Source organism: Actinoplanes ianthinogenes, from assembly GCF_018324205.1.
Lineage (GTDB): Bacteria > Actinomycetota > Actinomycetes > Mycobacteriales > Micromonosporaceae > Actinoplanes > Actinoplanes ianthinogenes.
The window spans coordinates 731110-744608 of the sequence record NZ_AP023356.1; the positions used below are offsets into that span (position 1 = coordinate 731110).

A 13499-nucleotide genomic window follows, 5' to 3' on the forward strand; every position below is an offset into this window, starting at 1 on the left:
CAGCCACCTTTCGCCTTGCGGTCCGTCAGGAGATGCGAGGAACCTAGCGGCCGGGTACGACAAAAACATGAGGGCCTGATCAGGACGGGTACGGCAGGGAGCGGGCCCGGCTCTCGGCGACGCCGGCGAGGCGGACCAACTCGGCCGTGCCGATCGCCGGGTCGGCACTGGACAGCCAGATCACCGAGCCGGGTGCCATGTAGACCACCTCGCTCGACCCGCCGCCGGTGCGCTGCATGGTGACCGGCCGGCCGTCGAGCACGGTGAGGTTGGCGAACCCGCAGCCGCCGGCGGCCTGCTCATAGGTGGCGGCGAAGGAGCTGTCCGGGGCGTAGAGCACCACCTGCTCCCGCACCTTTCCCACCGTGACCGAGAGCCAGGCGCGGCCACCGAGCGCATACAACCCGTTCTCGGCGACCCAGGGGAAGGTGTCGCAGCGGTCCGGCTGGACGGCGACGCCGCCGCAGCGCTCGGCGGTCAGCACCACGAACCGGCTGGAGGTGACGCCGCCGGCCGGCCCGACGTCCGCGGCGCGCAGCGTGGCACCGGCCGGTGTGGAGCTCGCGAGGCCGCAGGGTGCGGCCGGGGCCGGCGACACGGCGGCACTCGCCGGCGCCTCCGGGCGTGCCGCCTGGTCAGCGCACGCGGTCAGCAGCAGGACGGCCAGCACGGGCACTGCCGTGTACCTGCCTGACATGCGATTTCCTGACCCCGGTCCGATGAACCAGCAGAGCGTACCGGCTGTCCTTCCGGGCTCCGCGGACATCCCCGATGGTCAATATCGGACAGGCGCCGAGGTATTGCAGAGCTGGTTATGCATTAGCTACTCTGCATTGGCGGAACGGAGGCGAGCATGACCGTGAGACCGACCACGGAGATCGAGGCGCTGCGCGCCCTGGCCCATCCCCTGCGCATGCGGATCCTCGGTTCGCTGCGGGTCGAGGGCCCGGCCACCTCGGCGATCCTCGCCCGCCGCCTGTCCACCGACTCCGGCCAGACCAGTCACCACCTGCGGATGCTGCACCGGCACGGCTTCATCGACGAGGCACCCGAGCTCGGCAAGGGTGACCGCGGCCGCGAGCGCTGGTGGAAAGCCGCCCAGACCGCCAGCTCCTGGCCCAATCGAGGCGACGACCTCGGCCCCGGTGGCCCCGAGGTGGTGGCCGCCCTCGATCACGCCGCCCATCTGGTGTGGAACCAGGTGGCCGACAACTTCCGGGTTCAGGTGGACCGCGGCATGTGGTCACACGAGTGGCAGGACGCGGCCGGCTTCGCCGATCACGCGATCCGCACCACGCCCGAGCGCCTGGCGTCGCTGCGGGAGGCGCTGCGTCAGGTGATCGCCGAGCACGATCTGGGGGTGGACCCGGAGGAGCCCGACGCCGACACGGTCGTCGTGGTCGTCCAGGCGTTCCCCTATCGAGAAACCCGATGACCTCCCTCTGGCGCAACCGGGAGTTCAACCTGCTGTGGGGCGGGCAGTGCCTTTCCGAGCTGGGCGACGCCATCGCCCGCTTCGCCCTTCCGCTGCTGGTCCTGATCCTCACCGGCTCGCCGGTCCAGGCCGGCCTGGTCGGCACGATCGCCCAGGTCACCGGCCTGGTCTGCCGCCTGCCCGTGGGCGTGCTGGTCGACCGGGTTAACCGGCGCCACGCCATGCTGGCCGCCGACGCGGTCCGGGTCGTCGCGTTCGCCGGTCTCGCCGCGATGATCGTCGCGGGCCGGGCGAGCCTCCCACTGATCATCGTCGTGGCCGTGGTGGAGACGGCCGCGGGCACGCTGTTCGGCACCACTGAGCACGCCGTGCTGCGCGGCATCGTCCCGGCCGAGCAGCTGCCCGATGCGGTCGCTCGCAACGAGGCGCGGGGTTACGGGGTCTCGCTGGTCGGCCCACCGCTCGGCGGCCTGCTGTTCGGCATCGCGCACACGCTGCCGTTCGTCGCCAATGTGTTCTCCTACCTCGGGTCGATGATCGGCGTCGCCCTGATCCGCCGTCCGATGCGGCCGGCTCGAGAGGCGACGCCGGAGAAATACGGCGCCGCGCTGGCCGAGGGCGTGCGCTTCGTGGCCGGCGAGCCGTTCCTGCGCGCGGTGCTGTTCATCGCCGCGCCACTCAACTTCGCGATCAACGGCGTCATCTTCACCATCGTGGTGTCCCTCCAGCGGCACGGCACCGCGCCCGCGGTCATCGGTCTCACCGAGACGGTGATCGGTGTCGGCGGCCTGATCGGCGCGTTCGCCGCCCCGATGATGCAGCGACGCTGGCGGCCGGCCACCCTGACCCGGTTGATCTGCCTGGTGGCCACGGCACTGCTGCTGCTCAGCGCGGTGCTGATGACCGGTGTGGCGGCAGCCGTGCCGATCGCGGTGACACTGTTCCTGGCGCCGGCCTGCAACGCCGCGCTCTTCGGCCGCCTGGCCGCGACCACCCCGGACCGGTTGCAGGGCCGGGTGCTCAGCGTCATCTTCCTGGCCGCAGGCTCGGCGTCCGCGGCCGCTCCGCTGCTCGCCGGTCTGCTGACCACGGTCTGGAGCGGCACCGCCACCATGCTGATCTTCGCGGCGGCCGTGGCGGTCTCCGCCGTCGTCGCCACGGTGAGTCACGGCCTCCGCCAGCCGGCTCCGGAGCTGACGACCACGCGGCAGGCACCGTGATGTTCGGACGGATGACCCCGGCCTGGTGCACAACGGCACCTTTTGTTCATTCAGGGCGTCTAGCCTCGCGCGGATCACCTCGAACCCCGACGGAGCACCGCGCACCCACCATGCCATCACGCCCGCACCGCACCCTCAGCCGCCTCGCCACCGTCCTGCTCCTGCTGGTCACGACGGGCTGCGCGACGGCGAAGGCCCCGGTCACCGGTCCGAGCGCGCGGGAGTCCGCCGCCGTCCCGAGCGCGCCGGTCCTCCCGGCCGCCGCCCCGGACACCGAGTCCGCGACCAGGAAGAAGCCGAACATCGTCGTCGTGCTCACCGACGACCTGTCGAGCGATCTCGTGCCGTACATGCCGAGCGTGCTGGCCCTGCAGCGAGACGGCGCCACGTTCACCAACTACACCGTCACCGACTCGCTCTGCTGTCCGTCCCGGGCGTCCATCTTCAGCGGCAACTATCCGCACAACACCGGCATCGTGAAGAACAACGGCGCCGACGGCGGGTTCAAGCTGTTCCACAAGCGCGGCGAGGAGAACTCCACGCTCGCCACCGATCTCAAGTCCGCCGGTTACCGGACGGCTTTCTACGGCAAGTACCTGAACGAGTACTGGCCGCGGGCGTCCTTCGACGGCGGCAAGTCGTTCTACGTCCCGCCGGGCTGGGACGAGTGGGCCGTCGGCGGTGACGCCTACAAGGGCTTCGACTACGAGTTGAACGAGGACGGAAAGGTCCGTAGGTACGGCAACCGGCCGCAGGACTATCTGACCGACGTGCTCTCCGCGAAAGCGCAGGACTTCATCACCACCTCGGCCGCCGCGGGGCAGCCGTTCATGGTGGAGGTGGCCACGTTCACGCCGCATCTGCCGTACACGCCGGCGCCGCAGGACGCGCCGTCGTTCCCGGGATTGACCGCGCCGAAAAGCCCGGCCTGGGACACCGTGCCGACCGACGCGCCGCGGTGGCTGGCCCACCACTCCCCCATGCCCGCGTGGGAGAGAAAGATGATCGACAGCAGCTTCCGCAAGCGGGTCCAGTCGGTCCAGGCGATCGACCGGATGCTGGCGGCGCTGCGGGCCACCCTCACCAAGGCCGGGGTGGCCGGCGACACCATGGTGATCTTCAGTTCCGACAACGGCTACCACATGGGCGAGCACCGGCTGAACCCCGGCAAGATGACCGCCTTCGAGACCGACATCAGGGTGCCGCTGATCGCCGCCGGCGCCGGGGTGAAACCCGGCCACACGGTCGAGGCGCCGGCGGAGAACGTCGACCTGCGCCCCACCTTCGCCGACCTGGCCGGTCTCCCGGCGAACCCGCGGGTCGACGGCCGCAGCCTCAAGCCCCTGCTCGCCGGGACATCCCCGCACCAGTGGCGGACCACCGCGCTGATCGAGCACAGCGACCCGGCCACCGACCCGAAAGACCCGGACTACAACCGCTACTCGGAGAACATCCCGCCGTCCTACGACGCCGTGCGCACGCCCGCGTTCACCTACGTCGAATACGTGGACGGCAGTAAGGAGTACTACGACCTGCGCTCCGACCCCCACCAGATGCACAACCTGGCGAACGGCCTGGACCCGGAACGCCTCACCGAGTTGCACGACGCCCTGCACGCCCTGAACACCTGCACCGGTGCTCAGTCCTGCTGGGCCGCCGGCCGCCTGCTCACGTGATGCGGCTTTGCCGGGACGGGCTGTGGCAGGATGCGAAAGCAGAGGTGATGAATATGCGGACTCGACTGCGGCACCTACGAATCGGCTCACGGATATTCACCTGGCGGGCTGAGATCCACCACCTCCAGGGCAGCGCCGACTGCCACCGGTGCATCCGCGTGCGAGCCTGGGGCGCGGGCAAGAACGGGCAGGCGCTCCAGGGTGATCTACTGTCGACCTTTGTCGGGCCGTGGGGCGCGTGCACCACCGACGGGTCCCATCCCACCTCGGGCGACGTCCGTGCGCTGATCCTCTACGGCCTGCGGCACGGCTGGCAGCCGGAGCGCCGCGGTGGGACCTTTGCGCTCGCCGAGATGCGGCATGCCGAGACGTTCGCGCTGCCGGGCTTCCTGCTCACTGATCGCTTGCGGACACCGCACGGGGGCGACCCGTCCGAGCGGGTGTACGCCGCCTTCCACTCCGACCAGAGCAACTGACGGGAGGTGGATCACGGCCTATCCGACCAAGCCGCTGCCGACCGACGTTCTGGGGAAGATCGTCGACCACTTTCGGCTGGGACGGGTCGCGGCCTGCCGGCCGGTGCCGACCGGGGTGATGAACCTCAACTGGCGGGTCACCACCGACGCCGGGGACTTCGCGGTCAAGCGGCTCACCGATCGGTCTCCGGAGGCGTTCCGGGCCGCTCAGGATTTGCTGCCGCGGCTGGCCGAGCTGGGCTTTCCGGTTCCGGCGCCGCGGCGCACCGCCGAGGGCTCCGCCCTCTTGAAGATCAATGGCTTTCGGTACGGCGTGAGCGAGTGGCTGCCCGGCGCCCACCCGTCCGGTGCCGCCCTGGACCCGGAGACCTGCACGGCACTCGGTGATCTGGTCGGTCGCCTGCATCTGGCGCTGGCCGACCTGTGCCCACCGGCGCCGGCCCGGCTGCTCGACGTGCCGGCGAGCGCTGAGCAGACATGCGCCGACCTCAAGCGCTACGCCGGTCTCGCGGCAGCTCGCCTGGCGGGGATCGCGTGCCCGGCGGCAGCAACGGCGGACGCGGCCGAACGGGCCGCACATCCGCCGACAGGAATCGGGGGCACCCCCGCACGGGCCGCACATCCGCCGACCGGAATCGGGGGCACCCCCGCACGGGCGGCACAACCGCCGACCGGAATCGCGGAGACGGCCACACGAGCGGCACAACCACCAACAGGCATCACGGACACGGCCACACGAGCAGCACAACCACCAACAGGCATCACGGACACAGCCGCACGAGCGGCACAACCACCGACAGGAATCACGGACACGGCCACACGAGCGGCACAACCACCGACAGGAATCGCAGAGACGGCCACACGAACGGCACATCCACCGACCGGAATCGCGGAGACGGCCGGACGAGCGGCGAGCTCTTTGGCAGGCGCACCGGCCGAAACGCTGATCGGGGCCGTAAGTGACCATCTACCGGCGCAACGATCCGCACAGGCGGCGGGGGTGTCCCGCGGGGCGGTAGACCCCGGTGGGGTTCTGGAGGGGTCGCCCCGCTCGAGTGATGACTTTGATCGGCTCGCCGGGGCTGAGATCGGGCGGCGGCTGGCGCTGTTGGAGCGGGTCGGCGATCAGCGGCCGCCGGCGTCGGAGGTCGAGCCCTGTGGGTGGACGCACGGGGACCTGCAACCGCTCAACCTGTTGATGGATCGGGGGCGGGTGACCGGGATTCTGGACTGGGATCGGCTGGACGTTCGGCCCTACGGGCTCGAGGTGCTGCGGACGGCGACGATCCTGTTCAGTGGCGGCGGGCGGACCGCGCTCGACCTGGGGCGGACGGCCTGTTTCGTGCGGGGGTACCGGGGACGGGTGCCGATCACGGGCGCGCAGCTCGTCGACGCGGCGGATCGCCGGTGGTGGACCTTGGCTTGTGAGACGTGGCACCTCAAGCGGCACTACGACGAGGGGGACAACCGGTGCGACTCGTTGTTCACCACGCGCAGCACGTTCTTGCACTGGTGGACTCGGCATCGGGCTGACGTACGGAAAATTCTGGATTCATGAAGGGACGGCGGGGAGGGGTTTGCGGAGGATGTAGTTGAGGCCGAAATCGGTCTCGCTCACTCGGACGTCGGTGTAGCCGAGCCGGTGGTAGAAGCCGTGGCCGGTGATGCTGGCGCCGGTTTCCATGTGGTCGAAGCCCTCGGCTGCGGCGAGGTTCTCGATGTGGGTCATCAGCTTTCGGCCGATGCCCCGGCCGTGTGCCCTCGGGTCGATGAACATGGTGTAGACCTTGTTGCCGTCCCGGGAGACGGTTCCGACGAGGGTGGTCTGTTCGGCGACGAACATCTGACGCTGACCGGCGAGTTCGAGGATGCGGGTCGGGTCGAAGTGGGCACACATCCGGTCGATGAGGTCGGGTGGGTAGTCGCGGCTGTTCACTTTGCGGAGACAGCGTTCGATCACATCGGACACGATTGGGGCGTCGGTTGCCCGGAACAAGCGGATCGTCGTCACCGGGACATCATGACGGACACCGACTCGGGCACCGGTGCGAGCGGACACCGGGCCGCCGCGGATTGCGGTGGAAGTGGTCACCGGGGTGAGGTGGTCACCGGGTCGAAGTCGTCGTGGGACTCGGCGTAGTGCTCCTCGAAGGCGGCCGGGATCATCAGGCCGTCCGGGTCGAGGTCGTGGTATTCGTCGTCGAGGCGCTGTTCGTCGTGGCGGGAGATGGCGGCGGCGGGGATCTCGCGTAGCAGGCGGGCCAGGCTGTGCAGGCCGAAGTACTCGGCGGAGGCGGCGGCGGTGAGCAGCTCGGCTGGGGGGAAGCGGCCCGCGGTGACGGCTGCGCCGCTGTTCAGCAGGACGCCGTGCACCTGGAGGAGCGTGCTCAGATGGCGGTCACCCGGTCCGGTCCCCTCGTTGCGGCAGGCTCGGCTCCACACCCTGTCGACGTCCCGCATTCCCCGATGATCTCGCGCCCCGGCGCACGGTGGCGGCGAAATCGGCGCAGACCATCGGCGGCACCGCGGCAGACCGCCGCCCGGCTGCATTGCGCCCGGCTCATGGCGGCGGGGAGGTGGGGGTGGGCTGCTGGGCGGAGTGGGGGCGGCGGGGCAGAGCCTTCCGGCCGGACGCGGTGAGCAGGCGGGCGAGGCGGACGAGGACCAGCAGGGCGCCCAGGGCGATCACCGCGATGATTCCCCAGCCCAGGTCTGGGGTCCAGAGCAGGGCCTGCTGGAGGTTGCCGCCGAGCAGACCCGGGACGGTGGTGGCGGCAGCGGCTACGGCCAGGCCGGCGGTGACCCAGCCGAGCGTTGCGGCGACAGTGGGGCGGCGGCGGGGGCGGATCAGGAACACGCCGAGCACCACCACGATGGTCACCGCGGCGAATGGGGCGGCGTCGAGCAACCGATCGGCAGGGACCGGCTCCGGGGCGGCGCCCTGGGTCAGGCGCAGGACGTTGAAGGCCGCGGCGGCGAGCGCCCCGTCGCGTAGCGGGCTGTAGACATCAGCCAGCAGCACCACGCCGACACCGGCCTCCGGAGCCAGCACCACGTGAGCGAAATATCCCGGCGTCGCGCCCGCGTGCCAGACCGTGCGCAGGCCGTCGACGCGGCTCTCCCGCCAGCCCAGCCCATATCGGGAACCGCCGCCGATGTCGACCCAGCCGGTGCAACCCGGGCAGTCTCCCAGGGTGGCACTGGCGAAGCGGGTCATCGACTCGAGGTCCGCTCCGAGGTAGCCGTAGGGGACACCGGACGTGTCGTAGCCTCGGTCGAAGGGGCGTGGATGGCCGAACCAGTAGCGGTGACCCGGCGGCAGGCCGGTCCGCGACGCCTCGGCGGGCGTGGTGACCACCCGGCGCATGCCGAGCGGGTCCAGCACCGCCTGATGCAGGTACTCGCCGAACGACTGCCCGGTGACCTGCTCGATCATCGCGCCCAGGACCATGTAGTTCGCGTCGCTGTATTCGTGGGCGGCCCCGGGAGCGTGCTGTGGGCGTACCGAAGAAAGGTCCTGGACCGAACGGGCCAGGCCCTCGCGGGAGTTGTCGAAACGGTCGGTGCGGCTGGCCCACTGCGCCAGACCGCTGGTGTGGGTGAGCAGCTGGCGGACCGTGATCCGCGCCGCGGCGGTCTGGTCGGCGAGGCGGAACCAGGGCAGGTACGTGCGGACCGGCTCGTCGAGTCGGATCCGGCCGGTCTCGGCGAGGCGCAGGACCGCGGTGGCGGTGAACGGCTTGGAGACCGAGCCGATCAGGAACGGCGTCTGCGCGGTGGTGCCCCAGGCGCCCTGCCGCACGACGCCGTCGCGGGTCACGACCGCCCAGGCGAGGCCGGGGATGCGGTTGTCGGATCGGTATTCGCGCAGGTAGGAGTCGATGTCCGCGGTGGCCGGCGGTGCCGGGACCGGAAGCAGGAAGGCGAGCAGGAGTGCCAGGAGCCGCATACGTGATCCCCCATAACCGTATGACGATACGATTATGAGGAAACCATATGGGTATATGGTTATGCAATGCCTCGCACCGCGGACCACGACGCCCGCCGCCGCCAAGTCACCGACGCCGTGGAGCGGCTCGTCGCCGACGAGGGGTTCGGCGCGGTGACCGTGGCGCGGACGGCGGCCCTGGCCGGGATCTCGGTCGGGCTGGTGCAGCACTACTTCCCGAGCAAGGACGAGATGCTGCGGCACGCGTTCACCCGGCTGCGGGATCGGCTCGACGAGCGGGTGCAGGCCCAGGTGAAACGGGACGATCAGGCCGGTGCCCGGATCGAGGAGATCCTGCTGCGGGCGCTGACCGAGCTGCTGCCGCTGGACGAGCGCCGCCGCCGGGAGTATCGGGTGGAGCTGGCCTTCACCGGCCGGATCGCCGACAACCCGCGGCTGGCCGAGGTGCTGGCGCAGAGCAATGCCCAGGTGCGGGCGGCACTCGCGCAGGCCGTGCACAACGGCAAGGAGTGCGGCGAGGTGCTCGCCGAGACCGACGAGGTGGCCGCCGCCGGACGCCTGCTGGCGCTGCTCGATGGGCTCAAGCTGCACGTCTACGGCGATCCGGCGGCGGTGGCGGCGAGCGACGCGCTGGCCGCCGAGCTGAGCCGGATCTTCCCCGGCCCATGCATCAAGCCGTGAAGATCCGGAACGGCGAAACCCGGCCGCCCGGTCCTGCGGCTCCCGAACGGCGAAACCCGGGCCGCGCGGTCAGGCGGTGAGGATCCGGTTCAGCAGGACCGGGCCGGCCGGGGCGGTCAGCGAGAGGACCGTCCGGACGGTGCCGGGACCCGCCTCAATCGTCCGCCCATCAGCCTCCACCCGGATCGACAGCATCGGCGCGTCCGCCGGCTCCACGTCGCCGACCATGATCGCCGCGGCGAGCGGATCGTGCAGCGGAATCTCCCGCACCCCGAGCCGATCCACATACCCGTTGAAGTAGGTCGGCAGCATCTCCGCGAGCGCGATCTGCAACGGAGATCCCCCGGCCCGCAGCGCGTCACCGTCCGCGACCGTCCAGCGATGCCGCATGGTCACGTCGAGCGGAACGAGCGTCACCGGCCAGGGCGCGGCCAGCACGGCGGCCGCCGCGGCCGGATCGTGGATGATGTTCGCCTCGGCGTGCGGGGTGCGGTTGCCCGGGACCCGGACCGCTCCGCCCATCACGGTGACCGAGGCGAGCATCTCGGGCAGGCGCTCCTCGGCGCGCAGGGCGGCGGCCAGGTTGCCGCACGGCCCGGTGGCCAGCACGTGCAGGTCACCCGGGTGCTGGCGGGCTAGCTCCACGAGCAGCTCCACGGCCGTACGGAAATCGGGGTCTTTTCCGGAGGGAAGCTGGACCTCGCCGATGCCGTTGCCACCGTGCACCGAGGCGGCGTAGGGATGCTCGCCGGAACCGACCGCGACCGGGATGTCGTCGCGGCCGGCCAGCGCGAGCAGACCGAGGGTGTTCGCGGCGGCCTGGGGCGCGGTGGTGTTGCCGTTGACCGTGCCGATCCCGGCGAGCGTCACGTCCGGGTGGGCCAGCAGATACCCGATGGCGAGCGCGTCGTCGATGCCGGTGTCGCAGTCCAGATAGATGAGCATGTTCCTGTTCTACAGATGTTGCACGGCCTCGCGCGATCCCGCCGAAGTTATTGACAGATATGGATGGCAGGCCTAGCTTCGGCGGTCAGGAAAGCGCTTACCTGCTGTACGAGACATCCTCATCCGTCCCCCTCGGAGGAATCCCCATGTCTCCATCGCGTCGCACCGTCCTCGCCGCGGCGACCGCGGGCCTGCTGGCTGCCGGCGGCACCCTGACCGTCACCCAGCTCACCGCGGTCGCCGCCTTCGCCGCCGAGTCCAGTCCGGTCGGCTTCGCCGGCATGAACGGCGGCACCAGCGGCGGCTCGTCGAGCACCGTCGTCACGGTGACCACCGCGTCCGCGCTGAAGTCGGCGCTCAGCTCCAGCACCTCGCAGACCGTCAAGGTGTCCGGGATGATCTCGATCTCCGGCATGTACAGCGTCGCCTCGAACAAGACGATCCTCGGCGTCGGCTCCGCCTCCGGCGTCACCGGCGGCGGCTTCAACCTCTCCGGCGTGCGCAACGTGATCATCCGGAACCTGGTGTTCAAGAACGCCTCCGACGACTCGATCAACGTCCAGGAGGGCACCACCAACGTCTGGATCGACCACAACGACCTGTCCAACGGGTACGACGGGCTGATCGACATCAAGCGTGGCTCGGACTTCATCACGGTGTCCTGGAACCACCTGCACCACCACGACAAGTCGATGCTGCTCGGGCACAGTGACGACAACGGTGCCCAGGACCTGGGCCATCTGCGGGTCACCTACGTCCACAACTGGTTCGACGGGACGAACCAGCGGCACCCACGGGTCCGGTTCGCGAACCCGGTGCACGTGCTGAACAACTACTACAGCAACATCGGCTCCTACGGCGTCGCCTCGACCGAGAACGCGGGCGTCTACGTCGAGCGCAACTACTTCGAGAACGTCGCGAAACCGACCGTCACCCAGACCGGCGACTCGGACTCCGGCAACCTCAAGGTGCTGAACAACTACCGGGTCAACTCGGGCACGGAACAGGTTCGGAACGGCGCGAGCGTCGCGGCGATCCCCTACTCGTACACGCCTGAGGCGAACAGCTCGGTGAAGGCGACCGTCACGGCGGGTGCTGGTACCGGCAAGATCTGACCGATGCCGCCGGCGGCGCCGGGCAACCTTTCCGCGCCGCCGGCACACCTTCTGGACGACCCCCATCCCCCGGAAGGAACGCCCCCGATGTCCCTGTCTCTCACCAGCCGCGGCCGCACGGTCGCGGGCGTCGCCGCGGTCGCCGCCGCTGCCGCCCTGGTCGGCACCGCACTGACCGGAACCGGTCAGGCCGCCACGGCGATCACGGTCGCCGCCGACGGCTCCGGCAACTACACCACGATCCAGGCCGCCATCGCCGCCGCCTCCGCCGGCACGGTCATCACGATCAAGGCGGGCACGTATTACGGCCAGGTGCAGATCCCGGCGAGCAAGTCCGGCATCACCCTGCAAGGCGCCACCGGCACCTCCTCGGACGTGATCATCACCGGCAGCACCCCGGCGTCGACCGCCGGGACGGCCGGCAGCGCCACCGTCCACAACCTCGCCCCGAACAGCACGATCAAGGGCCTGACCATGCAGAACACGTATGGCAAGGGCAGCCAGGCGCTGGCACTCTATGCGGCCGGCGACCGGCAGGTCTATCGCAACGTGCAGATGAAGGGTTACCAGGACACCTTCCTGTCCTGGGGCGGCACCGGCAGCTCGCAGGTCCGCCAGTATGTCTACAAGTCCTACATCTCCGGGGCGGTCGACTTCATCTACGGCAACGGCGCGGTGGTCATCGACAGCACCACGATCGAATCGCTGAACATCGGCTCCACCTCGAACAACGGGTACATCACCGCCGCCGCCACGGACGACAGCAACGCTTACGGCATCCTGATCACCCGGTCGACGCTGAAGAGCTCGGCGGCCGCGCAGACGGTCGCGCTCGGGCGGTGCTGGCACGCCGGCAACGCCGCCGACGCGATCGGGCAGGTGGTGATCCGGGACTCGGCGCTGGGCAGCCACGTCCGGCAGACCGGGGCGTGGCAGGACATGGGCGGTTTCTCCTGGAAGACGTGCCGCTTCAAGGAGTACGACAACTCCGGCGCGGGCGCCACGAACGGCACCTCGGACCGGCCGCAGCTGACCGCTTCGGCGGCGGCGAACTACACGGCGCAGAAGTATCTGGCCGGCTCGGACGGCTGGAACCCGGTCCAGTAGGGGTCGGCCGGGCCGAGGCGCCGCTTACGGCCCGGCCGATCACTTCCGGTCAGCTTGGCGATCTGGCCGCGGTCCGCATCTCGAGCCGCGATCGACAATGCGGTCGCGGCGTCAGGGTGTGACGATGCGGGGTGCGTCCAGGTGTTCGTTGTCGATGAGGATGTCGGCTCGGCGGTGCGGGGAGCAGGCGGCGAAGTAGATGCGCTGGGCCTCGACGTAGCGACGCATACTCGGATGCTCCGGATCAGGCGAACTCCCGTCGCGGCGCGCCATGCGGTGCGCGGTCGCCCGGAACGGCACGTCGAGGAAGACCGACAGGTCCCACACCTCGCCGATCTCGTCGCGGTGCAGGAAGAGGCCGTCGACGATGACGACCGTGCCGGGCAGGGCGAGCCGCCACGGCGGGTGCACGATCGCGTCGCTGCCCAGATCGTGAGCGGCCGGGCGATACCGTCGGCTGCCGCCCGGCGCGAACGGTTCCAGCACGTCGCCACGGAACCGCTCGTAGTTGTAGGAGTCCTCCCAGAAGCCGACCGGCGACTCCCGCCCCTGCCGGTACCGCACCGCCCGCACGTGGTGGAAGTCGTCGATCGACACCCGCACGACCGGACGGCCGATCACCTGCACGGCGGCGGCAAGCTCGTCGGCGAACGTGGTCTTCCCGGACCCGTCCGGCCCGTCGACCGCCACCCGCAGACAGGCGCCGCCCACGGAGCCGGGGATGCGACGCGCCACGTGTTCGATGACGTCCTGCCGGTGCGTGGAGGCGAGCATCGAGCCAGCATGCCACGCCGCTGTCCCCGGGTTTCGCTTCTCGGTGACCACCCGCGGACATTGAAGGGTGCGGAGATCGCTATGGACCCTGAGCTGACTGGCTCCGCTTCGCTCCGCGGCT

Annotated in this window: 14 protein-coding genes; 8 read left to right on the plus strand and 6 right to left on the minus strand. The window is 70.2% G+C overall.

Annotated elements, in window-relative coordinates; all coding sequences use genetic code 11:
* Positions 1-79 precede the first annotated feature (79 nt).
* Entirely contained in the window at positions 80-697 is a 618-nt protein-coding gene (locus Aiant_RS03430) for a hypothetical protein (RefSeq protein ID WP_189330900.1), read from the minus strand.
* Positions 698-853: 156 nt separating this feature from the next.
* On the opposite strand from Aiant_RS03430, the gene Aiant_RS03435 reads away from it, so the two are divergent.
* The 5 genes from Aiant_RS03435 to Aiant_RS03455 all read left to right on the plus strand — a co-directional run bounded on the left by Aiant_RS03435 (position 854) and on the right by Aiant_RS03455 (position 6365).
* Positions 854-1435 carry a winged helix-turn-helix domain-containing protein gene (locus tag Aiant_RS03435; protein WP_189330901.1) on the plus strand — a complete coding sequence of 194 codons (582 nt, stop codon included), beginning with the start codon at positions 854-856 and terminating at the stop codon, positions 1433-1435.
* Entirely contained in the window at positions 1432-2655 is a 1224-nt protein-coding gene (locus Aiant_RS03440) for an MFS transporter (RefSeq protein ID WP_189330902.1), read from the plus strand. Before Aiant_RS03435 ends, Aiant_RS03440 begins: the two co-directional genes overlap by 4 nt.
* Before the next feature lie 110 nt (positions 2656-2765).
* Positions 2766-4331, plus strand: a complete 1566-nt coding sequence (locus Aiant_RS03445) for a sulfatase family protein (RefSeq protein WP_189330903.1) — start codon at positions 2766-2768, stop codon at positions 4329-4331.
* Positions 4332-4384: 53 nt separating this feature from the next.
* On the plus strand, positions 4385-4807 hold the full coding sequence (locus Aiant_RS03450; protein ID WP_189330904.1) for an integrase: 423 nt from the start codon (positions 4385-4387) through the stop codon (positions 4805-4807).
* Positions 4808-4925: 118 nt separating this feature from the next.
* Positions 4926-6365, plus strand: a complete 1440-nt coding sequence (locus tag Aiant_RS03455) for a phosphotransferase (protein WP_189330905.1) — start codon at positions 4926-4928, stop codon at positions 6363-6365.
* On the opposite strand, the gene Aiant_RS03460 is transcribed toward Aiant_RS03455, so the two are convergent.
* The 3 genes from Aiant_RS03460 to Aiant_RS03470 form a co-directional block, all read right to left on the minus strand.
* Entirely contained in the window at positions 6360-6818 is a 459-nt protein-coding gene (locus tag Aiant_RS03460; RefSeq protein ID WP_229830049.1) for a GNAT family N-acetyltransferase, read from the minus strand. The genes Aiant_RS03455 and Aiant_RS03460 overlap by 6 nt on opposite strands.
* Before the next feature lie 77 nt (positions 6819-6895).
* The gene (locus Aiant_RS03465) at positions 6896-7267 is read right to left on the minus strand and encodes a hypothetical protein (RefSeq protein ID WP_189330906.1); all 372 of its coding nucleotides are present in this window, start codon (positions 7265-7267) and stop codon (positions 6896-6898) included.
* A gap of 100 nt (positions 7268-7367) precedes the next feature.
* Entirely contained in the window at positions 7368-8756 is a 1389-nt protein-coding gene (locus tag Aiant_RS03470; protein ID WP_189330907.1) for a serine hydrolase domain-containing protein, read from the minus strand.
* A 66-nt stretch (positions 8757-8822) separates the two neighbouring features.
* Between Aiant_RS03470 and Aiant_RS03475 the strand changes: the two genes are divergently transcribed.
* Positions 8823-9437: a TetR/AcrR family transcriptional regulator gene (locus Aiant_RS03475; RefSeq protein ID WP_189330908.1), complete on the plus strand. Its 615-nt coding sequence runs from the start codon at positions 8823-8825 to the stop codon at positions 9435-9437.
* Positions 9438-9506: 69 nt separating this feature from the next.
* Here Aiant_RS03475 and Aiant_RS03480 read toward each other — a convergent pair whose 3' ends face one another.
* Positions 9507-10382, minus strand: a complete 876-nt coding sequence (locus tag Aiant_RS03480) for a nucleoside hydrolase (protein WP_189330909.1) — start codon at positions 10380-10382, stop codon at positions 9507-9509.
* Positions 10383-10528: 146 nt separating this feature from the next.
* Here Aiant_RS03480 and Aiant_RS03485 point away from each other — a divergent pair, with 146 nt between their 5' ends.
* Together Aiant_RS03485 and Aiant_RS03490 are read left to right on the plus strand one after the other, a co-directional pair.
* Positions 10529-11497 carry a pectate lyase family protein gene (locus Aiant_RS03485; RefSeq protein ID WP_189330910.1) on the plus strand — a complete coding sequence of 323 codons (969 nt, stop codon included), beginning with the start codon at positions 10529-10531 and terminating at the stop codon, positions 11495-11497.
* A gap of 87 nt (positions 11498-11584) precedes the next feature.
* Positions 11585-12604, plus strand: a complete 1020-nt coding sequence (locus Aiant_RS03490; protein ID WP_189330911.1) for a pectinesterase family protein — start codon at positions 11585-11587, stop codon at positions 12602-12604.
* A gap of 111 nt (positions 12605-12715) precedes the next feature.
* Here Aiant_RS03490 and Aiant_RS03495 read toward each other — a convergent pair whose 3' ends face one another.
* Positions 12716-13378 (minus strand): nucleoside/nucleotide kinase family protein, encoded by a 663-nt coding sequence (locus Aiant_RS03495; protein ID WP_229830050.1) that lies wholly within the window; start codon positions 13376-13378, stop codon positions 12716-12718.
* Between the last annotated feature and the right edge of the window lie 121 nt (positions 13379-13499).

What these genes read in the sequence shown, in the direction of transcription:
- Aiant_RS03445 (WP_189330903.1), top strand. Translation starts at nt 2,766, where the DNA reads ATGCCATCACGCCCGCACCGCACCCTCAGCCGCCTCGCCACCGTCCTG.
- Aiant_RS03450 (WP_189330904.1), top strand. Translation starts at nt 4,385, where the DNA reads ATGCGGACTCGACTGCGGCACCTACGAATCGGCTCACGGATATTCACC.
- Aiant_RS03475 (WP_189330908.1), top strand. Translation starts at nt 8,823, where the DNA reads ATGCCTCGCACCGCGGACCACGACGCCCGCCGCCGCCAAGTCACCGAC.
- Aiant_RS03485 (WP_189330910.1), top strand. Translation starts at nt 10,529, where the DNA reads ATGTCTCCATCGCGTCGCACCGTCCTCGCCGCGGCGACCGCGGGCCTG.
- Aiant_RS03495 (WP_229830050.1), bottom strand. Translation starts at nt 13,378, where the DNA reads ATGCTCGCCTCCACGCACCGGCAGGACGTCATCGAACACGTGGCGCGT.
- Aiant_RS03440 (WP_189330902.1), top strand. Translation starts at nt 1,432, where the DNA reads ATGACCTCCCTCTGGCGCAACCGGGAGTTCAACCTGCTGTGGGGCGGG.
- Aiant_RS03430 (WP_189330900.1), bottom strand. Translation starts at nt 697, where the DNA reads ATGTCAGGCAGGTACACGGCAGTGCCCGTGCTGGCCGTCCTGCTGCTG.
- Aiant_RS03435 (WP_189330901.1), top strand. Translation starts at nt 854, where the DNA reads ATGACCGTGAGACCGACCACGGAGATCGAGGCGCTGCGCGCCCTGGCC.
- Aiant_RS03455 (WP_189330905.1), top strand. Translation starts at nt 4,926, where the DNA reads ATGAACCTCAACTGGCGGGTCACCACCGACGCCGGGGACTTCGCGGTC.
- Aiant_RS03470 (WP_189330907.1), bottom strand. Translation starts at nt 8,756, where the DNA reads ATGCGGCTCCTGGCACTCCTGCTCGCCTTCCTGCTTCCGGTCCCGGCA.
- Aiant_RS03465 (WP_189330906.1), bottom strand. Translation starts at nt 7,267, where the DNA reads ATGCGGGACGTCGACAGGGTGTGGAGCCGAGCCTGCCGCAACGAGGGG.
- Aiant_RS03490 (WP_189330911.1), top strand. Translation starts at nt 11,585, where the DNA reads ATGTCCCTGTCTCTCACCAGCCGCGGCCGCACGGTCGCGGGCGTCGCC.
- Aiant_RS03480 (WP_189330909.1), bottom strand. Translation starts at nt 10,382, where the DNA reads ATGCTCATCTATCTGGACTGCGACACCGGCATCGACGACGCGCTCGCC.